Consider the following 24,668-nt stretch of genomic DNA (forward strand, 5'->3'; position numbering starts at 1 on the left):
CGGCTGTGCCGGGCGATAGGCCCTGAAGCTCATGCACAAAATCCGCAGAGCTCACAGATTGATCCCTCCATGAAGCCCTGAAATGGCTTAAGTGAGCAGCGTTACGGCACAGCCGGAGTGCCGGACCACGGCTTCCCAGCAGATGTTTGTAAGTCATAGATTCACGGGGCAATAGGCAACCCGTGGCAGCCTCAGATAGGTATGCGCGCATCAACCCCCTGCACGCAGTCGATCAACGCCGCCGCCGCCGGCGGCAGCCGGTACCCCTCGCGCAAGATGATGCCTGGCCGGTAGTGCAAGGCCGCCAGCGCCGCTGGCAGGTCGCGAAAGCGCAGGGGGCACAACCGGCCGGCGGCGATCGCCGGCTGGCACAGCGGCAAGGCGGCCACGCCGAGGGCGTCGGTGGCCTGCACCAGTTGCATCAGGCTGGCCGGGTCTTCGCTTTCGAACTGCGCGGCGTAGTCGCTGCGCCCGGCCAGCAGTGCCAGCGCCTTGCGCAGCGGTGGCTGTGCTTGGCTGCTGGCCAGCGGGTAGTGCACCAAGGCCGCGGCGGCGGCCAGGCCACGGGCCAACAGCGGGTGCCCGGGCCGGCAAAAAAATTGCGCCGGTTGCGGCGCCAGGGGCAGCACCCGCAGGGCCGGGTCTGCTTCGAAACGGCGGCTGTCGGCCAGTAGCAGGTCGACACTTTCGCGCGCCAGCGCCACGCTGGCGTCCAGCCCGTTGAGCAACTGCCACTGCACTTGGATGCCCGGATGGCTGTGATGCAGCGCGGCAATCGCCGCGGGCAGCAGCGCCAGCCCGGCATTGGCCTCCACCGCCAGCCGCACCTGGCCGGCATCCAGCGCGCCAAGCTGGCCGATCTCGCTGGCCAGTGCCGCCACCCCCTGCAACAAGCGGCGGGCATGCTGCACCAGCACTTCGCCCTGGGCAGTAGGGCGCAGGCCGCGGTCGGCGCGGTCGACCAACGCGCAGCCGAGCGCCTGCTCGAGGTTCTGGATGCTGCGGCTGAAGGCCGGCTGAGTGATGCCCATCGCCTCGGCCGCGCGCACGAAGCTGCGGTGTTCGGTCAGGGCGAGGAAATAGCGCAGTTGGCGAAGGTCCATGGGGCGGTTTCAGGGCAGAGGAGGGGCGAGCCTAGCCGGCCCGGCGCGCACTGAAAAAGAACGGAAAAACATAGGGCTATAAGCATTGGGATCCTTCTGGGCGCGCGCCGCGTGACCCATCACGCGTTGATCGCCTTACATAAAGAGGCGTAATCAATGGCGTCGGCGGGCCTTAGCCGCAAACCGGGCAAAACCCCGCGCCACAAGGGGCCGGTGGCAAAATCGCGGCAGCCGCGCGGCGCGTTCGCTCATAACGATATTCGATTCAAATATTTCCGGGCCGTGTAACCCCCTCCCTACATTCGCAGGCCCTAACCCGCGCTTGCCAGGACATTGCCCGATGGTTTCCACCGCACCCGCCACCCCTTGGCCGCAAGGCCCGTCGCCGGCCGAGATCGAAGGCAGCCCGCTGGCGCGGGTATTGCGCCAGCCGTTTTTGCTGGGGTTGTTCCTACCGATCCAGAGCGGTGGCTGGAGCCCCTCGCAATTGCCGCGCGGCACCGACTGGCGCTTCGACTACAACCGCCGGCTGACCTTGCAAGCCGAAGCCCTGGGCCTGGACCTGGTGTTTGGCCTGGCGCAATGGAACCCCAAGGGCGGCCACGGTGGGGCGATTCGCTACCGTGAAGACAGCCTCGACCCGTTCGTGACCACCGCGGCGCTGGCCGCGGTGACCGAGCGCATTTTGCTGATCGCCACCGTTCATGTGCTTTACGGCCCCTGGCACCCGCTGCACCTGGCCAAGTTCGGCGCCACCCTGGACAGCATCACCGGCGGGCGCTTCGGCATCAATGTGGTCACCGGCAACCTCGACAGCCACGCGCGGATGTTCGGCGCCGCGCAGATCGAGCACGATACCCGCTACCGCATGGCCGACGAGTTCGTGCGCCTGCTCAAGGCCTACTGGGCCAGCGACGCCAACCTGGACCTGGCCGGGGAGTTTTGGCGCAGTGAGCAGGCCTTCGTGACGCCGCGCCCGGCCTATGGGCGCCCGCTGCTGGTGAACGCCACCGGCTCGCCCGCCGGCATCGAGTTTGCCGCGCGCCACTCTGACCTGGTGTTCATCACCAGCCCCGCCGGCGCCGAGATCGAAGCCGCGCTGGCGGCCCTGCCGGCGCACACCGCGGCGATCCATGGCGCGGCCCAGGCCCAGGGGCGGCGGGTGCGCACGTTGATCAACCCGATGGTGATCTGCAAGCCCACCGAGCGCGAGGCGTGGGAGTACCACGACGCCATCGTCGGCGCCCAGGACCGCGAGGCGGTCGATAACTTTTTCGCCAGCGCCCAGGCCCGCGACAGCCTGGCCTTCCGTGGCCACCAGCGCGACCAGAAGGCCGTGGGCGGCAACATCCAGTTGATCGGCAGCCCGCAGCAGATCGCCGAACAGCTACAACGCTTGCAGCGCGCCGGCTGCGATGGCGTGCAACTGGCCTTTTACGACTTTGAGCCAGACCTGGCCTATTTTGGCGAGGCCGTGCTGCCGTTGCTCAAGCAGGCGGGGCTGCGCCGATGAGGGGGGCGAAAGCGGCGTTCTGGCGGCTGTTGCAGGCGTTGCCGGTGGCGCTGATGGTGGTGGTGCTGAATTTCTTTCTGCTCAAGGCCGTGCCCGGCGACCTGGCCGATGTGATCGCCGGCGAGGCGGGCGCCGCCACCCCGGAGTTCATGGCCCAGTTGCGCGCGCAGTTTGGCGATGACCAGCCGCTGGCGGCGCAATTCAGCGGTTACCTGAACCGCATGCTGCATTTCGATCTGGGCTGGTCGTTCCGCTACAACCAGTCGGTGGCCTCGTTGATTTTCGAACGGCTGCCGGCCACCCTGCTGCTGATGGGCCTGGCGCTGAGCCTGGCGGTGGCGCTGGGCACCTGGCTCGGGGTGGTCTCGGCCACCACCCGGCGGCCGTGGCTGCAACGCGGCATCGGCGTGCTCGGTACCCTGGGCTTTGCCTTGCCGGCATTCTGGGTCGGCTTGATGGTGGTAGTGCTGTTCACCCTCAAGCTGGGCTGGTTCCCCTCCAGCGGCATGAACACCATGGGCAGCCAGGCCAGCGGCCTGGCCTATGCGCTGGATGTGCTGCGCCACCTGGCGATGCCGGTGGGCTGCCTGGCCTTCAGTTACCTGGCGCTGTACCTGCGCTTGATGCATGAAGCGGTGCGCGATGTCAGCACCCTCGACTTCGTGCGCACCGCGCGGGCCAAAGGCAGCAGCCGCCGGCGCCTGGTGTGGCGGCACATCGTGCCCAACGCCTGGGTGCCGATCGTGACCCTGACCGGGGTGCAGTTCGGCGCGCTGCTCAGCGGCAGCGTGACCCTCGAAACCGTGTTTGCCTGGCCGGGGCTTGGCCAGTTGGCGCTGATGGCGGTGCAGTCTCGCGACGTCAACCTGCTGCTGGGGCTGCTGTTCGTGACGTCGCTGTTCGTGGTGCTGGTGAACCTGCTCACCGAGGCGGTGCACGGCTGGCTCGACCCACGGATCGAACAGGGGGCAGGGCGATGAGGCGCGTGCGTGTTGATCTACCGGCCTGGCTCGGCCTGGCGGTGCTGCTGGCTATCGCCCTATTGGCCCTGGCGGCACCCTGGGTGGCCGGCAATGACCCGTTGGCGATGGTCGCCCGGCCGTACCTGTGGCCGGGGCAGAGCGGCGCCCACTGGCTGGGCACCGACATGCTCGGCCGCGACCTCTGGAGCGGGTTGGTCTACGGCGCCCGGGTGTCGCTGCGCATCGGCCTGGAAGCAGGGGTGTGCAGCGCCGCGCTGGGGCTGGCGATCGGCTGCATCGCCGGCTACTGCGGCGGCTGGGTCGACAACCTGCTGATGCGCCTGACCGAACTGTTCCAGATCATGCCGTCGCTGATCTTCACCCTGGTGCTGGTGATCATCCTTGGCCCACGGGTCGACACCCTGGTGCTGGGCATCGCCGCCACCGCCTGGCCGAACGTCGCCCGCCTGGCCCGCGGCGAAGCCCAGCGGCTGGCGGCGATGGAGTTCGTGCAGGCGGCGCGGGTGATCGGCATGGGCCGCTGGCGGATCCTCTGGGTGCACATCGTGCCCAACGCGATGATGCCGGTGCTGGCGATGCTCGCCATGCTGGTCGGCCACGCGGTGCTCACCGAAGCGGCCCTGGCGTTTCTCGGCCTGGGCGACCCCAACGTGGTGTCGTGGGGCAGCATGATCGGCGCCGGGCGCGACGTGCTGCGCACCGCCTGGTACATGACCGCGCTGCCGGGGTTGGCGATTTTCTTCAGCGTGGCGGCGCTCAGCGCGCTGGGCGCTGGGCTCACTGACTGGCTCAACCCGCGCCGAGGAGCACTGGCATGAACCTGCTCGACGTTGAAGGCCTGCACGTGCGCTATGCCGGCCAGGCCGAGGATGCGGTGGAAGGGGTGAGCTTCAGCCTCGCCGCCGGGGAAACCCTGGCGCTGGTGGGCGAGTCGGGCAGTGGTAAATCCACCACCGGCTTTGCCGTACTCGGCCTGTTGCCGGCCCAGGCCCACGTGCGCGCCAGCCGCCTGGACTTCGCCGGCCAGGCGCTGCTCGGCGCCAGCGAGGCGCGCCTGCGCGAAGTCCGCGGGGGCGGCATCGGCATGGTCTTCCAGGATGCGCTGTCGGCGCTCAACCCGCTGCTGAGCATTGGCGAACAGGTGGCGGAAGCGGTGCGCCTGCACCTGCCGGTCAGCCGCGCCGAGGCCCGCCAGCGCGCCCTGGGCTTGCTCCGCCAGGTGCGCATCGCCGAGGCCGAGCGGCGCTACGATGACTACCCGCACCGGCTCTCCGGTGGCATGCGCCAGCGCGTGGTGATCGCCATGGCCCTGGCCGGCGAGCCGCAGATGCTGATCGCCGACGAGCCGACCACCGCCCTCGACGTAACCATCCAGGCCCAGGTGCTGCGCCTGCTGGCCGACCTGCAGGCCGAGCGCGGCCTGGCCCTGCTGCTGATTACCCACGACCTCGGGGTGGTCGCGGAAATGGCCGACCGGGTGCTGGTGATGCGCCACGGCCGGGCCCTCGAACAGCGCGAGGTGCAGGCCCTGTTCAGCGCCCCGCAGCACCCCTATACCCGCCAGTTGCTGGCGGCTTGCCCACCGTTGGGAGCCTTGCCATGAGCCACACCCCGCTGTTGCAGGTGCAGGATTTGCACGTGCGCTACCACACCCCGCGCGGCAGCCTGGCGGCGGTAGACGGCGTTAGCCTGGCGCTGAACCGCGGCGAAACCCTGGCAGTAATCGGCGAGTCTGGCTGCGGCAAAACCTCGCTGGGCAAAGCGCTGGTGGGGCTGAATACGCCGGCCGCTGGCAGCATTCGCTTTGATGGCCAGGCCCTTGAAGCGCTACCCCGGCGCCAGGCGCAGGCACTGCGGCGGGCGATCCAGATGATCTTCCAGGACCCGCTCGCCGCCCTTGACCCGCGCCAGCGCGCGGCCCTGGCGCTGGAATGGCCGCTGCGGCTGAACACCCCGCTCGGCCGCGCCGAACGCCTGGCGCGCGCCCACGGCTTGTGTGAGCAGGTCGGGTTGGAGCCGGCGCTGCTGGCGCGCTACCCCCATGAGTTGTCTGGCGGCCAGCGGCAACGGCTGAACATCGCCCGGGCACTGGCCAGCGCGCCGTCGCTGATTGTCTGCGACGAGCCAGTGTCGGCCTTGGACGTGAGCCTGCAAGCGCAGGTGCTTGCTCTGCTGCGGCAACTGCAGCAGCAGTTGGGCGTGGCGTATGTGTTCATCAGCCATGACATCGCCGCGGTGCAGCACATCGCTGACCGCATCGCGGTGATGTACCTGGGCCGGGTGGTGGAAGTACTGCCCAAGGCGCAGCTCTGGCAGCACGCCGCACACCCGTACACGCGCTTGCTGCTGGCCGCGGTGCCCCGCCGCGACCCGGCGCAGCGGCGGCTGCGCCAGGCACCGTTGCTGGAGGGCGACCCGCCCAGCCCCTTCGCCCTGCCGGCCGGTTGCCGCTTCCAGGCGCGTTGCCCCCAGGCCAGCGAGCTGTGCCGGCGCAGCGAACCGAGCCTGGCCGCCCACGGCGCCGGCCACCAGGTGGCCTGCCACCATCCGCACGCCGCTGAACAACCGATTAACCTGGCCCCTGCAAGGAGAGCCCTGTGAGCGCCCAACCCACCCCTGCCGAGTTGCTCGCCGATGCCGAGGGCTTCGCCGCCGAACTGGCCCGCGGCGCCGCCCAGCGTGACCGCGAGCGGCAGTTGCCGTTCGAGGCCTTTGCCCAGTTCCGCGCACTGCGCCTGGGCACGCTGCACATCCCGCGCGCCTTCGGCGGTGCCGGCGGCGACTGGGCACACGTGGCGCAATTGTTCATCAGCCTGGCGCGCGGCGACTCCAACGTCGCCCAGGCGCTGCTGTCGCACTTCGTCTTCATCGAGCGCCTGCGCCTGATGGGCAGTGCCGAGCAGCAGCGCGCCTACCTGCCGGCGGTGGCCGAGGGCGTGCTGCTGGGCGGCGCCGCGGCCGAGCGCGGCAGCGGTTACCGCGGCGAGGTGCGCACCACGCTGCTGCGCGACGGCGCCGGCTACCGCCTGCACGGCACCAAGCATTACTGCACCGGCGCGTTGTTCGCCGATGTGCTCAAGGTGCGCGCGGTGGACGAGGCCGGCGAACTGGTCGCCGCCCTGGTGCCGGCGACCCGTGCCGGCATCCGCCGCCTCGACGACTGGGACGGCATGGGCCAGCGCTGCACCGCCAGTGGCACCACGCTGTTCGAGCAGGTGTGGGTCGCGCCCACTGAAGTGCTGCGCCTGCAACCCTGGCTGGGCCAGCGCAACCACGCCGGCGCCAGCGCGCAGATCATCCATTGCGCGATCGACGCCGGGATCGCCCTGGGGGCGCTAGACGCCGCCCTGGCCTGGGCGCGGCGCGGCATTCGCGCGGTCAAGGAGAGCGGCCAGGCGCGCGCCCAGCAAGACCCCTTCGTGTTGCGCTCGCTCGGCGCCATGGCCTGCCAGGCCCGCGCCGCCGAAGCGCTGACGCTGGACGCTGGCGAACGCCTCGCCGAGGCTGCCGCGGCGCGCTTTGGCGGCAGCGCGCAGGCCCCGGTGCTGGCCCTGCAAGCCTCGCTGGCGGTGGCCGCGGCCAAGGCCGTGACCACCCAGGCCTGCCTGGCGCTGAGCCAGGCGCTGTTCGACGTTGGCGGCGCCGCCACCACCATGGCCAGCCATGGCCACGACCGCCACTGGCGCAACGCCCGCACCCATACCACCCATGACCCGGTGGCCTACAAGTACCGCGCGCTAGGCAATGCCTGGCTGCACGGCGCCGAGCCGCCGCTGACCTTTTCCTATTGATTGCCTGGATGCCCCTGATGAGCCTTGATGCCTATACCCTTGAACGCCGGCAGTTTCTGCGCCTGCTCGGCCTTGGCGCCGGCGCCGCGTCGCTGGCCGGCCTGCTGCCCTCCGCCCTGGCCGCCGAGGTCGCCAGCCAGGCGGCCGGGCAGGGCGTGGTGAAGGGCGGAACCTTGTTCGCCAACGTGACCCCCGAGCCCGCCGGGCTGGTTGCCGGGATCAACATCTCCAGCCCGGCGGTGGTGATCTCCTCGAGCATCTTCGACGGTTTGGTCACCTACGACGCGCAGTTCCGCCCGCAGCCGCAACTGGCCGAGCGCTGGGAGGAGGCCGCCGATGGCAAGCGCATCACCTTTTACCTGCGCAAGGGCGTGAAGTGGCACGACGGCACCCCGTTCACCTCGGCAGACGTGCAGTATTCGATCCTCAACGTGGTGAAGAAAACCCACCCGCGCGGCGCCTCGAACCTGGCCAAGGTCACCGACGTGCTGACCCCCGACGAACACACCGTGGTGTTCGTACTCAGCGGCGCGGCGCCGGTACTCTGGGCCACGCTGTTCGGCACTGAAACCCAGATCGTGCCCAAGCACCTCTACGAAGGCAGCAACCCGCTGACCAACCCGTGGAACAGCAAACCGGTTGGCACCGGCGCGTTCCGCTTCAAGGAGTGGGTGCGCGGCAGCCACGTGACCCTGGAGCGCAACCCGGATTACTGGGACAGCGGCAAGCCGTACCTGGACCAGATCATCTTCAAGATGATCCCCGACGCCGGCGCCCGCGCGGTGGCGCTGGAAAGCGGCGAGATCCAGTTCGCCGCCAACAACCCGGTGCCCGAAAGCGAAGTGGCGCGGCTGCAGCAGAACCCAGCACTGCAGCTCGACACCACCGGCTGGCAAGTGCCGGCGCCGATGTTCTTCTTCGACTTCAACCACCGCCGCAAAACCTTCCAGGACCTGCGCGTGCGCAAAGCCTTTGCCCACGCCATCGACCGCCAGGGCTTGAAGGACATCGTCTGGTACGGCCTGGCCGAAGTGGCCGAAAGCTGCGTGCCGAGCTTCCAGAAGCAGTTCTTCAAGCCTGGCCTGCCGCAGTACGCATTCGACCCGAAAAAAGCCGAGCAACTGCTCGATGAAGCGGGCTTCCCGCGCGGCAGCGACGGTGTGCGCCTGCGCATCAACCACGTGACCGAAGTGTCTTACGGGCAGGTGTACCTGCGCGCCGCCGAGTACATGCGCCAGCAGCTCAAGGCCATTGGCGTGGAGATGGAGCTGATCAACCTGGAGCTGGCGGCGATGATCCGCCGGCTGTTCACCGACTACGACTTCGACACCGTCTCGCAGTGGTACTCGGCCTACCCGGACCCGCAGATCGGCGTGACCCGGCGCTTCTGGAGCAAGAACATCAAGCCCGGCACGCCGTCGAGCAACAATTCGGGCTACGCCAACCCGGAAATGGACCGGATCATCGAGGGCATCCAGGAGGAGGGTGATGTGGCCAAGCGCAAGCTGCTGATCGACCAGATGCAGGCGTTGGTGCAAACCGATGTGCCGTCGGTGAACCTGCTGGAGCTGAAGTTCTTTGGCTTTTATTCCAGCCAGCTACAGGGGCTGCGCAAGGGGCCGTTGTTGTTCTATTCGAGCCTGGCCGATGCCTGGCTGGAGCACTGAGATGGCCGCCGAGCAATGGTTGTGCCAGGCCCGGGCGGCCTGGCAGCAGGTGCTGGCGCAGGCGCGCAGTGGCCACACGGGCGCGCCGGATGACCCGTACCTGCTGCACCGGGTGGGCGAGGCCGGCGCGCAGTTGCAGGCGGCCGAGGCCTTGCTGCGCCGGGCCCAAGTGGCCGGCAGCGCGCTGGCGCTGGCCCAGGCCGAGTACAGCAGCGCCCAGGCCGCCCAGGAGGTGGCGCAGTTGCTGCTGGCCCTGGGCGGCAGCCCCGCGCCGCCGCCCACCGGGCCGGCCTGGCAGGGGCAAAGCCTGCGGGCGATTGGCGATCACCTGCTCAATGGTGCGGGCTTCGGAGGGGCCGGGGAAGAGGCCAGCCAGGCCTTGCGCTGAGTAAAACCCGCGATTTTGTGCAGGAGCTTCAGGGCCTATCGCCCGGCACAGCCGGAGTGCCGGACCACGGCCTCCCACCAGATTTGTGTAAGTATTTGATTTGCGGGGCAACACAGAACCCGTGGGCCGGCTGTGCCGGGCGATGGACCCTCAGCCCCTACGCCTGGCGAATCAACTCATACGCCCGCCGCACCAGCGGGTTGAGCGAGCCCGGGCGCACCCACAGGTAGTAGGTCACATCCGGCAGCCGCGGCAGGCCGTCGGCTTCGCCCAGCACGCGCATATCGGGGCCGAGCAGTTCCATGCTCCGCGGGGTGATGCCCAGCCCAGCGCGCACCGCGGCCTTGATGCCGATCAGGTTCGACGCCACGTAGGCCTGGCGCCAGGCGATGCCTTCGCGCTCCAGCGCCTCGAGGGCGTAGCGGCGGTAGATGCTCGGGTCGTCGACCAACACCAGCGGCAGCGGCTGGCCGGGGTCGTGGCGGTAGTGCGCGGCGCAGATCCACCATACCGGCGAAGTGCGCAGCGCCACCCCGGTCAGGCGTTCGTCGTGGCGGGTAGAAATCACCATGTCGACCTTGCCCCGGTGCAGGTCGTCCATCAGGAACGGGCTGCGGCCTACGTCGATTTCCAGGCGCACATTGGGCGCGGCGCGGGCGATGCGGGTGAGCAGCGGCGGCAGGATGGTGTCGGCGATGTCGTGTGGTGAGCCGATCCGCAGCACGCCACTGGGGCCGTCGCTGCGCAACGCGCCAAGGGCCTCGTCGTTGAGGCTGAGCAACTGCCGGGCATGGCGCAGCAGTTGCCGGCCGGCGTCGGTCAGTTGTTTGCTGCGGCCCTGTTTGCGCAGCAAGGCCACGCCGGTGTGCTGCTCCAGGCGCTGCAGGTGTTGGGTCACCGACGACTGGGTGCGCCCCAGCAGTTGCCCGGCCTCGGCGAAGCTGGTGGCGTCGGCCACAGCGACGAAGGTGCGTAGCAGTTCAAGGTCAAGGGTGGGGGTCATATCACAGCGCTTACGCAACCAATAATGAAGCGTAATGTATTGCATCGGCTAAAACGCTTAAACCCCCGGTTTAAAGGCAAATAGCCCAAGGCTAAACTTTAAAGTTATAACGATAGTAAATCTTTGCATTTCACCCCGCCCCGGCGCCTTCCTAGCATGCGGCCACCTGCCCGTACCGCTTGGAGTATTGCCCATGGCCTGCCGCCACTTGTTGTCGATCACCGCTTACCTGGCCGTGTGGGCCAGTGCCTCACTGGCCCAGGCCGACGCCACCCTGGAGCGCATTCAGGGCCGCCAGCAACTGAATGTGGGCGTGATGCTCTCCGGCGGCCCGTTCGGCGCGCTGGACCCAGCCAACCAACAGCCGGTTGGGCTGAACGTCGACATGGCCAACGAGCTGGGCAAGCAGTTGGGGGTAAAGGTTGAACTGGTGCCGGTGCTGCCGGCCAACCGCGTGCAATTTTTGCAGCAGGGTAAGGTTGACCTGCTGATCGCCAACATGGAGTGGAACCCCGAGCGCGACCAACTGCTCGGCCACGTGCCCACGCCGTTCTACAAGGTGGGGGGCACCGCCGCGCTGCCACCGGGCAGCCCGATCAACACCTGGGCCGAGCTCAAGGGCCAGCCGGTGTGCACCTCCCAGGGCAGCAGCTACATCAAGCCGCTGACCGAGCTGGGTGCCGACATCAAAGCCTTCAAAAGCTCGGCGGAATCCCTGCTGGCGCTGCACGGCGGCAACTGCGTGGCGGCCGTGCACGACGGCACCCTGGTCAAGCCGCTGCTGGCCAGCAACCCGGACTGGCAAGGCTATCGCGCCCTGGCCCCCGAGCTGAACCCAGCGCCTTCGGTGATCTGGACGCGCCCTGGCGAAACCGACACCCAGGCCCGGCTCGACCCCATCGTGCAGCAGTGGCACCGCAGCGGCTGGCTGGTGCAAGCCGAGCAGCGCCATCACATCGACCCCCTCCCGGCCAGCGCCTTCGGCCTCTGACAAGGACCCGCCATGCCTCGTAAAACCCTCGCCCTGTTGCTCGCCCCCTGGCTCGCCCTGAGCGCCGCCAGCGCCCTGGCCGATGCCACCCTGGACAAAATCAACGAGCGCCACAGCCTCAGCGTGGGCGTGATGCTCACCGGCTTGCCATTCGGCACCCTCGACCCAAAAACCCAGCAGCCGGTGGGCTACAACGTCGAGCTGGCCAACGAACTGGGCAAGCGCCTGGGCGTGGCGGTGCAAACGGTGGCGGTGCTGCCGCCCAACCGCGTGCAGTTTCTACAGCAAGGCCGAGTCGATGTGCTGATCGCCAACATGCAGTACACCGACGACCGCGCGCAGATCCTCGACTACCCGCCCACCCCCTATGAGCAGGTCGGTGGCGCCGCGGTGATCGCCAAGGGGGCCGGCATCCACCGTTGGGCCGACCTCAAGGGCAAGCCGGTGTGCGTGTCCCAGGGCAGCAACTTCATCGAGCCGCTGCAAAGCCAGTACGGCGCCGAGATCAAAGCCTTCCGCAGCCAGAGTGAGTCCTTGCTGACGCTACGCGGCAACGGTTGCGTGGCCGCGGTGCACGTGGCGCCGACCATGCGCGCGCTGGTCAAGCAGCCGGAATGGGCCGGCTATGAACTGCCGCTGGCCGATGAGCTGATCCCGTCGAATTCGGTGATGTGGGTGCGCAAGGGCGAGCACGACTTCCAGGCCCGCCTGGACGCGATCATCCGTGACTGGCACCGCAGTGGCTGGCTGATCGCGCTGGGCCAGCGCACCGGCATGGAGCCCTCGGCGGCGCTGTACGCGCTGCACGAGCAGTACAAAGGCCTTGCGCCGCTGCAGGCCGCGCAATGACCGACCCGCTGCTCGGCGCCCTGGTGGGGCTGTTGGGTGCCCGCTATGCCGAGCCGGGCGCCGCCGCGGGCGAGCGCCTGGCGGATAAACACCGGCGCTACCACGGCCAGGCGCGGGCCTATGTGCGCCCAGCCAACACCGACGAGGTGGCGGCGGTGGTGCGCCTGTGCAAAGCCTTTGATGCCAGCGTGGTGGTGCAGGGCGGCAACACCGGCCTGATGGCCGCCGCCACCCCCGACGCGAGCGGCCGCAGCGTGCTGCTGAGTCTGGAACGAATGAACCGCGTGCGTGAGGTCGACAGCGCCAACGACACCCTCACCGCCGAGGCCGGGTGCATCCTGCGCCACGTGCAGCAGGCCGCCGCTGGCGTTGGCCGGTTGTTTCCGTTGAGCCTGGGCGCGGAGGGCAGTTGCACCCTGGGCGGCAACCTCGGCACCAACGCCGGCGGCACCGCGGTGCTGCGCTATGGCAATACCCGCGAGCTGTGCCTGGGCCTGGAGGTGGTCACCGCCGAGGGCGAGATCTGGCACGGCCTGCGCGGGCTGCGCAAAGACAACACCGGCTACGCCCTGCGTGACCTTTACATTGGCAGCGAAGGCACGCTGGGGATCATCACCGCGGCCACGCTCAAGCTGTTCCCCCAACCCAGCGCGCGCGCCACCGCCTACGTGGCGTTCGGCAGCCTGGCCCAGGGCATCGCCTTGCTCAGCCACCTGCGTGCCGGGCTCAGCGCCGGGCTTACCGGCTTCGAGCTGATGAGCGCGGCCTGCCTGGCGTTGGTCGGCCAGCAGTTTCCCGGCAGCGTGTTGCCGTTCCCCCGCTTGCAGGCGCCCTGGTACGCCTTGCTTGAACTCTCCGGCTACGCCAGCCAGGGCGAGGCGCAGGCGCAGTTGCAGCAGGTGCTCGAAAGCGCCCTGGAACAGGGTTTGATCAGCGACGCCAGCCTGGCCCAAAGCCTGGCCCAGAGCGAGGCGATGTGGCAGCTGCGCGAGAACATGAGCGAAGCCCAGGCCCGTGAAGGGCGCAACATGAAACACGACATCTCGCTGCCGCTGTCGCGCCTGGAGGCCTTTGTGGCCAGCACCGAACAGCAGCTCGCCGAGCAGTTTCCCGGGGTGCGCCACTACACGTTTGGCCACCTCGGTGACGGCAACCTGCACTACAACGTCGCCGCGCCGTTGGGCATGAGCAGCGAGGCGCACATGGCCCGCTACGCGGCGCTGAGCCAGGTGGTGCACGACAACGCCCACGCCCACGGCGGCTCGATCAGTGCCGAACACGGCATCGGCCAGCGCAAGCGCGACCTGCTGCCGCGCTACAAAAGCGCGGTGGAGCTGCAACTGATGCGCCGCCTCAAGCAGGCGCTGGACCCAGACAACCGCCTGAACCCCGGCAAGGTCATTGCCCTGGAGCCCACCCCATGAGCCTGAAGCTTTCACAACGCGTGCAGCGCGTTGGCCTGTCGCCCAACGCCGCGGCCAAGGCCCGCGCCACTGAACTGCGCGGCGGCGGCCGCGACATCCTCGACCTGACCACCGGCGAGCCAGACTTCGACACCCCCGAGCACATCAAGGCCGCCGCCTGGGCCGCGCTGCGGGCCGGTGCCACCAAGTACACGGCCACCCCGGGGACCCAGGCCCTGCGCGAGGCAGTCGTGGCCAAGCTGGCGCGGGAAAACCAGCTCAGCTACAGCCTGGCCGAGGTGGTGATCGCCAACGGCGCCAAGCAGGTGATCTTCAACGCGTTCGCCGCGACCCTGGACGAAGGCGACGAGGTGATCGTGCCGGTGCCGTACTGGCCGACCTTCCCCGATGCGGTGCGCTTCAACGGCGGCACCCCGGTACTGCTGGAGTGCCCGTTCGAGCAAGGCTGCAAGCTGCTGCCGGAGCAATTGGAGGCGGCCATCGGCCCGCGCACCCGCTGGTTGATCCTGAACAACCCCGGCAACCCCAGCGGCGCCCTGTACAGCGCCACCGAGCTGCACGCCCTGGCCGCGGTGCTGCGCCGCCACCCACAGGTGTGGCTGCTGCTCGACGAGCTGTACGAGCACATTCGTTTCGACGGCGGCGCGCCGAGCAACCTGCTCAACCTGGCGCCAGACCTCAAGCCGCGCACGCTGCTGGTCGGTGGGGTGTCCAAGACCTACGCCATGACCGGCTGGCGCATTGGCTTTGGCGCGGCGCCGGCGGCGCTGGCCAAGGCGATGGTGGTGGTGCAGTCGCAGGCCGCCTCTGGGGCCAGTTCGGTCAGCCAGGCCGCGGCGCTGGCCGCGTTCAACGGCGGGCTCGGCTTTTTACCGGCGCAACTGGCGGCCTACCGCGAGCGCCGTGACCTGCTGGTGGCCGCCTTGGCGCCACTGCCAGGGCTGCAGGTGCTGGTGCCGGAGGGCGGTTTCTTTGTGTTCGTGCGCTGCGCGGGTTGGATCGGCCGCCTGCGCCCGGATGGCCAGCGCATCAACAGCGACGCATGCGCCGCTGCCTGGCTGCTCGAACACGGCGTGGCGGCGATCGCCGGCAGCGCCTACGGCCAGTCGCCGTGGCTGCGGTTCTCCATTGCCACCGCCACCGCGGCGGTGGCCGAAGCGGGCCGGCGGGTGGCCGCCGCCTGCGCGCAACTGAGCGAGCCCGCCCATGCCTGATGTGCTGCAACTGTTTATTCAGCTGGGCGCCAGGCTGGGCCTGAATTACCAGTTCCTGGCCGACGCCTACAGCCGCGCCAGCCTGCTCGACGGCGCCCTGACCACCCTGGCGCTGTGCCTCTGCGCGGCATTCGGCAGCCTGCTGGTGGGGCTGGGCCTGGCCTGCGCGCTGGTCAGCCGGCGCCGTTGGCTGGCGCTGCCGGCGCGGGTGTTCGTGGAGGTCACGCGCAACACGCCCACCCTGGTGCAGCTGTACTGTGCCTTTTTGGTGCTGAACATGCTGCTGACCCAGGCGGTGGGCACCGGCAACCCGCTTACCCCCTTTGCCTGGGTGGTGATCGTGATCTCGCTGCACAAGGGCGCGTTCCATGCCGAGGCCTTGCGCGCCGGCCTGCAGGCGGTGCCGCCGACCACCCTCGAAGCCGCCGGCTCGTTGGCCTTCAGCGGCGCGCAGCGGCTGCTCTACGTGCAGTTACCGCTGGCGTTGCGCTTTGCCTTGCCGTCGCTGGTGAACAACCTGATCGACCTGGTGAAGATGACCGCGATCGCCTCGGCCATCGCCGTGAACGATGTGACCTACGCGTCGATCATGATCTGGACCCAAAGCGACAACGTGATCGAACTGATGATCCTGATCCTGGCGTTCTATGGCGCGCTGGGGTTTGCCGTCAACGCCATTGGCCGCGCCGTTGAAGCGCGCCTGAGGATGCCCGGTTATGGCCACTGATACCTTTGCCGCCCTGGTCGAATGGGCCCCGGCCTTGCTGGTGGGGCTGGGCCAGAACGTGCTGATCAGCCTGACCGCGATGGCCCTGGGCAGCGCTGCCGGCCTGCTGATCGGCGCGCTGAATTTCTCGCCGCTCAAACCCTTGGCGCGGCTGTGGGTGCAGCTGTTTCGCAACGCGCCCTGGCTGGTGTTGATTTACTTCACCACCTACGTGTTTCCCTTCGAGGTCAAGCTGTTCGGCCACTACCTGGCGTTTCCGGACTGGCTGAAGGTCACCGTGGGCCTGGCCTTGCCGGCCAGCGCCAACGTCGCCGAAGTGCTGCGCGGCGCGGTGGGCTCGATCCCGGCCACCCAGTGGGAGGCGGCACGCTCGTTGGCGTTCAGCCGCGCACAGGTGTTCACCCAAGTGATCCTCCCGCAGTGCGTGACGCGCATGCTGCCGCCGTGGATGAACCTCTACGCGATCATCACCATGGGCACCGCGCTGGCCTCGCTGGTCGGCGTGCACGATGTGATCGACACCGCGCAGATCGCCAGCAACACGGTTAACCGCATCCCCTTTACGGTGCTGATCTACTTCAGCCTGCTGGGCTTGTTCTTCGCCTGGTGTTTTCCGATTTCCCGCCTCACCCAACGCCTGGAGCGCCGCTATGCCTTCCACTGAAACGCCCCTGGTACGCCTGCGCGACGTGCACCTGGCCTTTGGCGCCACGGCAGTGCTCAAGGGCATCGACCTGACCGTGGCGCGCGGCCAGGCGGTTTCGATCATCGGCCCGTCTGGCTCGGGTAAAAGCACGATTTTGCGCTGCCTCACCGGCCTGTTGCGGCCGCAGCGCGGCGAGCTCGAAGTGGCCGGCAGCGCCGTGCATACCCTGCGCGATGAAGCCGCGATCCGCCTGCTGCGCCAGCGCGTGGGCTTTGTGTTCCAGCAGTACAACCTGTTCCCGCACCTGAGCGTGCTCGACAACCTCACCCTGGCGCCGCGCAAGGTGCTCGGCATGCCGGCGGCCGAAGCCCGCGAGCAGGCCATGGCGCTGCTGGAGAAAGTTCGCATGCAGCACAAGGCCGCGGCGTTCCCCGGTGAGCTATCCGGCGGCCAGCAGCAGCGGGTGGCGATCGCCCGTGCGCTGGCCATGCGCCCGGCGCTGATGCTGTTCGACGAGGTCACCTCCGCGCTGGACCCGGAAATGGTCGGCGAAGTGCTGAAGGTGATCGGCGAGCTGACCGAGGACGGCATGACCTGCGTGCTGGTCACCCACGAAATGCGCTTTGCCGAAGACATCAGCGACCAGGTGTATTTCACCGAGAATGGCGTGATCGTCGAGCACGGCAGCGCCGCGCGGATTTTCCAGCAACCGGGCCACCCGCGCACCCAGGCGTTCTTGCGCCACGCCTTGGGCGAGGGCACCCGGCGCGTGCCGCCGGCCTACACATTGCGCAACTTCAACCCGTATCACCTGAGCGTGTAACGCTCGCCTGCCGTGAGGAGATAACCACCATGAGCCACCCCCGTGTCGCTGTGATCCAGGGCTTTCTGGATGACGTGCGCGCCATCCATGCCGCCGGCGTTGACCGCGCCGCGCTCAAGCGCATCGCTGCCTTGCTCGAAGGCCTGGCCGCGCGGCGTGACCTGTTCAACTTCGAGGCGTTTCCGGCGCCGGTGCCGGGGGAGGGCAAAACCGCCTTTCGCTACCGCCTCAACGACGACGGCGAAACCCCCACGCTGTACCTGAACTCGCTGCTGCCGGGCAAGCGCACGCCGGCGCACAACCATGAAACCTGGGCGGTGATCGTCGCCCTCGAAGGTGAAGAGCTGAACAAGGTGTACCGCCGCGAAGACGACGGCCGCGACCCCGCCTTCGCCGAGCTGGCGGTAGCCCGTGAGGTGATCGTCAAGCCTGGCACGCCGATCGAATTCCTCGGCGATGACCTGCACAGCATCCAGGTAGACGGCAGCACCCCGACCTTGCACTTCCACCTCTATGGCCGCCCGCTGGAATCGCTCGATGGCCGCTACGGCGTGCTCGAGGGCGGCCGCGTGGTGGGCTACAACAAATCGCAGATGGAACCGTCCATCGAGGCGTACGGGGTATGATCGAGCTTTACTACTGGCCCACGGCCAACGGATTGAAAATCGGCATCCTCGCCGAAGAACTGGGCCTGGCCTACCGCATCGTGCCGGTGAACATCCGCCAGGGTGAGCAGCGCAGCGAGGCCTTCCAGCGGATCAGCGCCAACGGGCGCATCCCGGCCATCGTCGAGCCGGCCAGCGGGCTGGCGTTGTTCGAGTCCGGGGCGATCCTCAACCACCTGGGCGGGGCCTTGTTGCCGCCGGCGGGCAGCCCGGCTTACCTGCGCGTGCAGCAATGGCTGTTCTGGCAGGTGGGGCACGTGACGCCGTACCTGAGCCAGTTGCAGCTGTTTCGCGAAAAAGCCCCGGCGCCGATCCCCTTCGCGCTAGACCTGCTGCAGCGCGAGGCGGAGCGGCTGTATGGCGTGCTGGAGCAGGCGCTGGCCGGTGAGCAGTACGTGGCCGGGGCGTATTCGGTGGCCGACATTGCCATCTTCCCGTGGATACAACCGGCGCGACAAGGTATTGACCTAGCCGCTTACCCCGCCATCGCCGCCTGGCGCGAGCGCCTCAAGGCGCGCCCGGCGGTGCAGCGTGCCTATGCGCGGGGGCGTGAGATCGCCGCCGAGGAAAAATCCCTGGTGCTGGAGTGAACATGAGCGATTCGATCACACAGGCGCAGCTGGAGCAGTGGCTGTACGACGGCCAGGAACTGGCGTTGTTCGACGTGCGCGAGCACGGCCAGTACGGTGAGGCGCACCTGTTCTTTGCCGTGCACCTGCCCTACAGCCGGCTCGAACTCGACGCCCCGCGGCTGGCGCCGAACCCGGCGGTGCGGGTGGTGCTGTACGACGAAGACGGCGGCGCGCTGGCGCGCCGCGCCGCCAGCGCGCTGGTTGCCCAAGGCTACCGCCAGGTCTGGCGCCTGGCTGGCGGCGCCCAGGGCTGGAAGGCCTCGGGCCGCGAACTGTTCGCCGGTGTGCATGTGCCGAGCAAGGCCTTTGGCGAGCTGATCGAACTGGCTTGCCACACCCCCCATGTGAGCGCCAGTGAGCTGGCCGCCTGGCAGGCCGACGGCCGCCCATTGGCGCTGCTCGATGGCCGCCCGCTGGATGAATTCAACAAGATGAGCATCCCCGGCGGCGCCTGCTGCCCCAACGGCGAACTGGCGCTGCGCGCCCAGGCCATGGTCGGCGATGCCAGCACGCCGATCGTGATCAACTGCGCCGGGCGCACCCGCAGCATCATCGGCGCGCAAACCCTGCTCAACCTCGGCCTGCCCAACCCGGTGTACGCCCTGGAGAACGGCACCCAAGGCTGGTTCCTCGCAGACCTTCCGCTGGAACACGGCCAGCAGCGCCAGTACCCAGCGGCGCCGGCCGAGCGCGGCGCCCTGCAACAGGCGGCGCGCCAGTTGGGCCAGCGCGCCGGGGTGGCGGTGGTGGCGGCCGATCAGGTGCGCGAGTGGTTGGCCGACGGCAGCCGCAGTGTGTTCCTCTGCGACGTACGCACCCCGGAGGAGTTCGCCCTAGGCAGCTTGCCGGGCGCCCAGCACGCGCCGGGCGGGCAGTTGATCCAGGCGACTGACCTGTACATCGGCGTGCGCGGCGCGCGGGTGGTGCTGTTCGATGATGACGGCGTGCGCGCGCCGGTGGTGGCCAGCTGGTTGCGGCAATTGGGCCATGAGGCCTACGTGCTCGAGCACGGCCTGGCCAGCGGGCTGGCGTTGCCGGCCGCGGCGCTGCGGATAGCGCGCCTGCCGTTGGCCGCCGCGGGGCCGGCGACGGTGCTTGACCTGCGCCCCAGCGCGGCGTTTATCCAGCGCCGGGTAAAGGGTTCGCAGTGGGCCACCCGCAGCCTGCTGGCGGCGCAACTGGCCGGGGTGGAAGGGCCCGTGTGGCTGCTGGCCGCGGAACCTGAACTGGCCGCGCTGGCCGCCGCCGAACTGCCTGCAGAGCAGCGCGCGCGGGCGTACTGGCTGCCGTCGCTGGAAGGCCAGGCGCTGGAGGAGGGCGGGGCGCCGCTGGCGGACGCCCAGCGCATCGACTTTTTGTTCTTCGTGCACGACCGCCACGCCGGCAACAAAGCCGCGGCGCGGCAGTACCTGGCCTGGGAAACCGGCCTGCTCGGGCAGATGACCGCCCGCGAGCGCGCCCACTTCAAGCCCTTGGGCAGCGCCGAACCGCTGCAAACCCGGCTGGTGCATGGCGGCCGCGGCGCGGCGCAGCCACGCCCGCATGGGGTGAATGCGCCGGTGGCGCGGTTGTCTACGGTGCTGTTTGACAGCGTCGCGCAACTGCGTGACGCGCGCAGCCGCCGCGAGCATGAGCGGGTGCTCAGCTATGGCGCCCGTGGCAACCCCACTGCCCACGCCCTCGAAGACTTGGTCACCGAGCTGGAAGGTGGCCACCGTAGCAAGCTGCTGGCCACCGGCCTGGCGGCCAGCGCGCTGGTGCTGCAAGCCTGTTTGCGCCCGGGCGACCACGTGCTGATCACCGACGCCGTGTACGCCCCGGTGCGGCGCCTGGCGGAGCAGTTTCTGGCGCCGTTCGGTATTGAGTACAGCTATTACCCGGCCAACGGCCAGGGCCTGGAAGCACTGCTGCGGCCCAACACCCGGCTGGTCTATGCCGAGGTGCCAGGGTCCTCGCTGTTCGAGCTGCTCGACCTGCCGGCGCTGGCCCACCTGTGCAAGGCCCGCGGCATCCTCCTGGCGGTAGACAACACCTGGGGCTCAGGTTACCTGTACCGGCCGCTGGCGTTGGGCGCAGACATCTCGATCATGGCCCTGACCAAGTACGTGGCCGGCCACAGCGACGTGATGATGGGCAGCGTGACCACCACCGAAGCGGCCTGGCCGGCGCTGGCGCGGATGGCCGACACCCTCGGCCATACCGTCAGCCCGGACGATGCCTGGCTGGTGCTGCGCGGCGCGCGGAGCCTCGCCGCGCGGCTGGCCGTGCACGAGCGCCAGGGGCTGCAGGTGGCCCACTGGCTGGCCGCGCAACCGGCGGTGGCGCGGGTGTTCCACCCGGCCTTGCCCAGCCACCCTGGGCACGCCCTGTGGCGCCGCGACTTCGCCGGCAGCAATGGGTTGCTGGCGGTGGAGTTCGTGCCAGGCTTCGACGCTGACCGCTTCGTCGATTCGCTGGCATTGTTCGGCATCGGCGCGTCGTGGGGGGGCTTCGAAAGCCTGGCGGTGGTGGTCGACAGCGACCGCCACGGCGGCTACCGCCCGGCCGGGCCGGTGGTGCGGCTGCACGTCGGGCTGGAGGCGCCCGAGTCGTTGCTGGCGGACCTGGCGCGGGGGTTGGGCGAGGTGGGGTAAGGGGTTGGGGGCCCCTCGCCCGGCACAGCCAGCCTCCCACCAGATTTGTGTAAGCCATTGATTTTGGGAGCAACACAGACCCCGTGGGAGGCCGGCTGTGCCGGGCGATAGGCCAGTCAGATCATGCGCTCGGTAAAACCCCAGGGAGAGATCAAGGCTTTGTACCTAAGATTTAGCGCTTTGATTGCGTAAGTGAACAGCATTACGGCGGTGCTGGGCGAGAGGCCATCAGTTTTCGTCGCCTCCTGACAGCACCGGTGATCACCGGGCCTGCCAGCACCTAAAAAAACGGGGCCTTTGCGGCCCCGTTTTGGCGTTGGGTGTTAAACCACCAAACTCAACAACATGATCAAAATGATCCCCACCACCGACAAGATGGTTTCCATCATCGACCAGGTCTTGAAGGTTTCGCTGACGGTCATGTTGAAGTACTGCTTGACCAGCCAGAACCCGGCGTCGTTCACGTGAGAGAGGATCACCGAGCCGGCGCCGGTGGCCAGCACCAGCAGCTCGCGGTTCACGTCCGGGACCAGGGTGACCACCGGGGCGACGATGCCGGCGCCGGTGATGGTGGCCACGGTGGCGGAACCGGTGGCCACGCGGATCACCGCTGCCACCAGCCAGGCCAGCAGGATCGGCGAAATCTGCGCCTGCACCGCCAGGTGGCCGATCACGTCGCCCACGCCGCTGTCGACCAGCATCTGCTTGAAGCCGCCGCCGGCGCCGACGATGATCACGATCGCCGCGGTCGGGGCCAGGCTTTGGTCGAGCAGCTTGGCCACTTGCTGGCGGCTGAAGCCGCGCGCCGCGCCAAAGGTGTACAGCGCCAGCAACAGGGCGGCGAGCAGGGCGGTGATCGGGTGGCCGATCAGGTCCATCCAGGCGCGCACGATGTGGTCCGCCGGCAGGGCGACGTCTGCGGCGGTTTTCAGCAGCATCAGGAACACCGGCAGCAGCACGGTGACCAGGGTGATGCCGAAGCTCGGCAGCTCGTGGCCGTCATGCTCCTTGGCGATCTGGTCCATCAGTTCTTTGTTCGGCGTGCCGGGCACGTACTTGGCGATCAGGCTGCCCCACAGCGGGCCGGCGACGATGGCTGTGGGCAGGCCCACCAGCAGGCCGTAGAAAATGGTTTTGCCGATGTCGGCGCCAAACACGCCGATCGCCAGCAGCGGGCCCGGATGTGGCGGCACCAGGCCGTGCACCACCGACAGGCCGGCCAGCAACGGGATGCCGATCTTGACGATCGACAGCCCGGTACGCCGTGCCACCACGAACACCAGCGGGATCAACAGAATGAAGCCGATCTCGAAGAACAGCGGGATGCCGACCAGAAAGGCCGAGAACATCATCGCCCAGTGCACCTGCTTGACCCCGAACCAGCGCACCAGGGTTTGCGCGATCTGGTCGGCGCCGCCGGAGTCGGCCATCAGCTTGCCGAGCATGGTACCCAGCGCCAGCACGATGCCGACAAAGCCCAGCACGCCGCCAAAGCCGTTCTGGTAGGCCTGCATCACCTTGGCCACCGGCATGCCGGAGGTCAGGCCGAGAAAGCCCGCGGCCAAGGTCAGGGCCACAAAGGGGTGGAGCTTGAGCTGGGTGATCAGCAGGATCAGCCCGATGATGGTCACGGCTGCGTCGAGCAGCAGAAATGCGTTGTTCGATAGCCCTAGCATGGACGCCAACATGGCATTGCCTCGTTTTGTGGTTATAGGTGGCGGGTGAAACGGGTCACGCCGGTTGTTTCAAATTGCGCGCGCCGCACTGGCGCAGCCAGGCATCGACCTGGCCGGCGAGTTCCGGCACCGGCGCGGTGGCGTCCAGCGCCAGGGTGGCCGGCTCGCCCACGGGCGATTCGAGCGCGGCGAACTGGCTCTGCACCAGGCTGGCCGGCATGTAGTGGCCGGGGCGGTGCGCCACGCGGTAAGCGGATTCTTCCGGGGTCAGCTCGAGGAACACGAAGCCCAGCTCGGGCACGGCCGCGCGCAGGGTGTCGCGGTAGCGGCGCTTGAGCGCCGAGCAGGTGAGGATCGGCCGTTCGCCGGCGGCCACCGCGGTGGCCATTTCCTCGCCCAGGCGGGCCAGCCAGCCGGCGCGGTCATCGTCGGTCAGGGGGATGCCGGCGCGCATCTTTTCAATGTTCTCGGCCGGGTGAAAGGCGTCGCCTTCGATCAGGCGGCCGCCGCTTTGGTCAACGATGGCCTGGCCAACGGTGCTTTTGCCGCAGCCGGTAACGCCCATGACGACCAGTGCGCAGAGAGGGGAAAGCATCGAATACCTCCAGCGGGGTAGCGCTGTCTCGCAAGCCGGGAAAAAACCCTTGCCGGAGGTGCCACACCCGTGTTTTTTGTTTGTTTTGTCCAAGCGGTTCGCAGCGTTCGACCACAGGGCAATGGGAAAATTCTTTAATGCCCCGGTTTGAGACAGCGCTACCTTAGCCAAAAATATTCAATTGGCAAGTACAATTTGCCACCCCCCAATAAGAACAGCCGCCCCATGCCCCGACTCGGAACCCGCACCACCGGCCGCCCCACCCTGAACGAAGTGGCCGAGCTTTCCGGCGTATCGCCGATCACCGCCTCGCGGGCGTTGCGCGGGGTCGCCAGCGTTGACCCCGCCCTCGCCGGGCGGGTGCGCGAGGCCGCGCTGCAACTGGGCTATGTGGCCAACCCGGCGGCGCGGGCGCTGGCCTCGGCGCGCAGCTCGTCGGTGGTGGTGTTGATCCCGTCCTTGAGCAACCAGTTGTTCATCGACACCCTGGAAACCATCCACGCGGTGATGCGCCCGCGCGGCATCGAAGTGCTGATCGGCAACTACCACTACAACCCGGCCGAAGAAGAAGCGCTGATCCGCAATTACCTGGCCTACCAGCCGGCCGGCATGCTGCTCACCGGGCTGGCGCGCACCGAGGCGTCACGGCGGATGATCGCCGCCAGCGGGGTGCCGTGCGTGCACATGATGGAGCTGTCCGATGACCCGGCGCTGGCCTGCGTGGGGTTCTCCCAGGAGCGCGCCGGCAGCGTGGCCACCGAGCATTTGTTGAGCCGTGGCCGGCGCCGGGTGGCATTCGTAGCGGCGCAACTGGACCCACGGGTGCTGCGCCGGCTCGAGGGTTACCGCGGCGCCTTGCGCGCCGCCGGGGTGTACGACCCGCGCCTTGAAGTGATGTGCCCGCAACCGTCGTCGATCGGCCTGGGCGGCGAGTTGTTCGCCCAGTTGATGGCTGAACACCCCGACGTCGACGGCGCATTCTTCTGTAACGACGACCTCGCCCACGGCGCCATTTACCAGGCCCAGCGCGAAGGCATCGCGGTGCCCGCGAGGGTGGCGATGGTGGGCTTCAACGACCTGCCCAATTCCGCGCACCTGGTGCCGCGGCTGACCTCCATCCGCACGCCGCTGGCGCAGATTGGCGAGCAGGCGGCGTTCAAGCTGCTGGCGCGGCTGGATGGCAAGCCGGAGTTGGCGCCGGGGCTGGACCTGGGCTTCGAGCTGATGGTGCGGGAGAGTTGACGGGCCTCTCGCCCGGCACAGCCGTAATGCTGTTCACTTAAGCAATCAGAGCGCTAAATCGGGGTTAAAAAGCCCTGATTTCTTCAAATGGTTTTACTGAGCG

23 protein-coding genes are annotated in these 24,668 nt (G+C 68.4%); 19 read left to right on the forward strand and 4 right to left on the reverse strand.

Going from position 1 to position 24,668, the window contains the following annotated elements; translation table 11 throughout:
* Nucleotides 1-191: 191 nt before the first annotated feature.
* The gene (locus ACFZCE_RS26755; protein WP_390943571.1) at nt 192-1,103 is read right to left on the reverse strand and encodes a LysR substrate-binding domain-containing protein; all 912 of its coding nucleotides are present in this window, start codon (nt 1,101-1,103) and stop codon (nt 192-194) included.
* A gap of 340 nt (nt 1,104-1,443) precedes the next feature.
* On the opposite strand from ACFZCE_RS26755, the gene ACFZCE_RS26760 reads away from it, so the two are divergent.
* The 8 genes from ACFZCE_RS26760 to ACFZCE_RS26795 are packed head-to-tail and all read left to right on the forward strand — an operon-like array spanning nt 1,444 to nt 9,445.
* Nucleotides 1,444-2,616 (forward strand): LLM class flavin-dependent oxidoreductase, encoded by a 1,173-nt coding sequence (locus ACFZCE_RS26760; protein ID WP_390943572.1) that lies wholly within the window; start codon nt 1,444-1,446, stop codon nt 2,614-2,616.
* Nucleotides 2,613-3,596, forward strand: coding sequence for an ABC transporter permease subunit (locus ACFZCE_RS26765; protein ID WP_390943573.1), 984 nt, complete (start codon nt 2,613-2,615; stop codon nt 3,594-3,596). Before ACFZCE_RS26760 ends, ACFZCE_RS26765 begins: the two co-directional genes overlap by 4 nt.
* On the forward strand, nt 3,593-4,417 hold the full coding sequence (locus ACFZCE_RS26770) for an ABC transporter permease subunit (RefSeq protein WP_390943574.1): 825 nt from the start codon (nt 3,593-3,595) through the stop codon (nt 4,415-4,417). Before ACFZCE_RS26765 ends, ACFZCE_RS26770 begins: the two co-directional genes overlap by 4 nt.
* Complete coding sequence (locus tag ACFZCE_RS26775; protein ID WP_390943575.1) at nt 4,414-5,202, forward strand: ATP-binding cassette domain-containing protein; 789 nt, start codon at nt 4,414-4,416, stop codon at nt 5,200-5,202. The genes ACFZCE_RS26770 and ACFZCE_RS26775 overlap by 4 nt, the downstream gene beginning before the upstream one ends.
* Nucleotides 5,199-6,200 carry an oligopeptide/dipeptide ABC transporter ATP-binding protein gene (locus tag ACFZCE_RS26780; protein WP_390943576.1) on the forward strand — a complete coding sequence of 334 codons (1,002 nt, stop codon included), beginning with the start codon at nt 5,199-5,201 and terminating at the stop codon, nt 6,198-6,200. Before ACFZCE_RS26775 ends, ACFZCE_RS26780 begins: the two co-directional genes overlap by 4 nt.
* Nucleotides 6,197-7,390: an acyl-CoA dehydrogenase family protein gene (locus ACFZCE_RS26785; protein WP_390943577.1), complete on the forward strand. Its 1,194-nt coding sequence runs from the start codon at nt 6,197-6,199 to the stop codon at nt 7,388-7,390. Before ACFZCE_RS26780 ends, ACFZCE_RS26785 begins: the two co-directional genes overlap by 4 nt.
* A gap of 17 nt (nt 7,391-7,407) precedes the next feature.
* On the forward strand, nt 7,408-9,057 hold the full coding sequence (locus tag ACFZCE_RS26790) for an ABC transporter substrate-binding protein (RefSeq protein ID WP_390943578.1): 1,650 nt from the start codon (nt 7,408-7,410) through the stop codon (nt 9,055-9,057).
* Nucleotide 9,058: 1 nt separating this feature from the next.
* Entirely contained in the window at nt 9,059-9,445 is a 387-nt protein-coding gene (locus ACFZCE_RS26795) for a hypothetical protein (protein WP_390943579.1), read from the forward strand.
* A gap of 157 nt (nt 9,446-9,602) precedes the next feature.
* On the opposite strand, the gene ACFZCE_RS26800 is transcribed toward ACFZCE_RS26795, so the two are convergent.
* On the reverse strand, nt 9,603-10,448 hold the full coding sequence (locus ACFZCE_RS26800) for a LysR substrate-binding domain-containing protein (RefSeq protein ID WP_390943580.1): 846 nt from the start codon (nt 10,446-10,448) through the stop codon (nt 9,603-9,605).
* A gap of 193 nt (nt 10,449-10,641) precedes the next feature.
* Between ACFZCE_RS26800 and ACFZCE_RS26805 the strand changes: the two genes are divergently transcribed.
* The 10 genes from ACFZCE_RS26805 to metC are packed head-to-tail and all read left to right on the forward strand — an operon-like array spanning nt 10,642 to nt 21,052.
* The gene (locus ACFZCE_RS26805; protein WP_390943581.1) at nt 10,642-11,439 is read left to right on the forward strand and encodes a transporter substrate-binding domain-containing protein; all 798 of its coding nucleotides are present in this window, start codon (nt 10,642-10,644) and stop codon (nt 11,437-11,439) included.
* A 12-nt stretch (nt 11,440-11,451) separates the two neighbouring features.
* A complete protein-coding gene (locus ACFZCE_RS26810) occupies nt 11,452-12,288 on the forward strand; it encodes a transporter substrate-binding domain-containing protein (protein WP_390943582.1) in 837 nt (278 codons plus the stop codon).
* Entirely contained in the window at nt 12,285-13,712 is a 1,428-nt protein-coding gene (locus ACFZCE_RS26815) for an FAD-linked oxidase C-terminal domain-containing protein (protein ID WP_390943583.1), read from the forward strand. The genes ACFZCE_RS26810 and ACFZCE_RS26815 overlap by 4 nt, the downstream gene beginning before the upstream one ends.
* Nucleotides 13,709-14,926 carry an aminotransferase class I/II-fold pyridoxal phosphate-dependent enzyme gene (locus tag ACFZCE_RS26820; protein ID WP_390943584.1) on the forward strand — a complete coding sequence of 406 codons (1,218 nt, stop codon included), beginning with the start codon at nt 13,709-13,711 and terminating at the stop codon, nt 14,924-14,926. Before ACFZCE_RS26815 ends, ACFZCE_RS26820 begins: the two co-directional genes overlap by 4 nt.
* The gene (locus tag ACFZCE_RS26825; RefSeq protein ID WP_390943585.1) at nt 14,919-15,653 is read left to right on the forward strand and encodes an ABC transporter permease subunit; all 735 of its coding nucleotides are present in this window, start codon (nt 14,919-14,921) and stop codon (nt 15,651-15,653) included. The genes ACFZCE_RS26820 and ACFZCE_RS26825 overlap by 8 nt, the downstream gene beginning before the upstream one ends.
* Nucleotides 15,643-16,317, forward strand: a complete 675-nt coding sequence (locus ACFZCE_RS26830; protein WP_390943586.1) for an ABC transporter permease subunit — start codon at nt 15,643-15,645, stop codon at nt 16,315-16,317. Before ACFZCE_RS26825 ends, ACFZCE_RS26830 begins: the two co-directional genes overlap by 11 nt.
* Nucleotides 16,304-17,122, forward strand: a complete 819-nt coding sequence (locus ACFZCE_RS26835) for an ATP-binding cassette domain-containing protein (protein WP_390943587.1) — start codon at nt 16,304-16,306, stop codon at nt 17,120-17,122. The genes ACFZCE_RS26830 and ACFZCE_RS26835 overlap by 14 nt, the downstream gene beginning before the upstream one ends.
* 29 nt (nt 17,123-17,151) lie before the next feature.
* Nucleotides 17,152-17,748, forward strand: a complete 597-nt coding sequence (locus tag ACFZCE_RS26840; protein ID WP_390943588.1) for a cysteine dioxygenase — start codon at nt 17,152-17,154, stop codon at nt 17,746-17,748.
* Nucleotides 17,745-18,377 (forward strand): glutathione binding-like protein, encoded by a 633-nt coding sequence (locus tag ACFZCE_RS26845; protein ID WP_390943589.1) that lies wholly within the window; start codon nt 17,745-17,747, stop codon nt 18,375-18,377. The genes ACFZCE_RS26840 and ACFZCE_RS26845 overlap by 4 nt, the downstream gene beginning before the upstream one ends.
* Nucleotides 18,378-18,379: 2 nt before the next feature.
* Entirely contained in the window at nt 18,380-21,052 is a 2,673-nt protein-coding gene (gene metC / locus ACFZCE_RS26850) for a cystathionine beta-lyase (protein WP_390943590.1), read from the forward strand.
* Nucleotides 21,053-21,375: 323 nt separating this feature from the next.
* Here the strand turns inward: metC and ACFZCE_RS26855 are convergent, their stop codons facing one another.
* Both ACFZCE_RS26855 and ACFZCE_RS26860 read right to left on the reverse strand, forming a co-directional pair.
* Nucleotides 21,376-22,728: a gluconate:H+ symporter gene (locus ACFZCE_RS26855; protein ID WP_390943593.1), complete on the reverse strand. Its 1,353-nt coding sequence runs from the start codon at nt 22,726-22,728 to the stop codon at nt 21,376-21,378.
* A 55-nt stretch (nt 22,729-22,783) separates the two neighbouring features.
* Nucleotides 22,784-23,323, reverse strand: coding sequence for a gluconokinase, GntK/IdnK-type (locus ACFZCE_RS26860; protein ID WP_390943591.1), 540 nt, complete (start codon nt 23,321-23,323; stop codon nt 22,784-22,786).
* A gap of 225 nt (nt 23,324-23,548) precedes the next feature.
* Between ACFZCE_RS26860 and ACFZCE_RS26865 the strand changes: the two genes are divergently transcribed.
* Nucleotides 23,549-24,565, forward strand: a complete 1,017-nt coding sequence (locus ACFZCE_RS26865) for a substrate-binding domain-containing protein (protein WP_390943592.1) — start codon at nt 23,549-23,551, stop codon at nt 24,563-24,565.
* Nucleotides 24,566-24,668: the final 103 nt, after the last annotated feature.

Origin of the sequence: Pseudomonas sp. NPDC007930 (assembly GCF_042958985.1) — a bacterium.
Lineage (GTDB): Bacteria > Pseudomonadota > Gammaproteobacteria > Pseudomonadales > Pseudomonadaceae > Aquipseudomonas.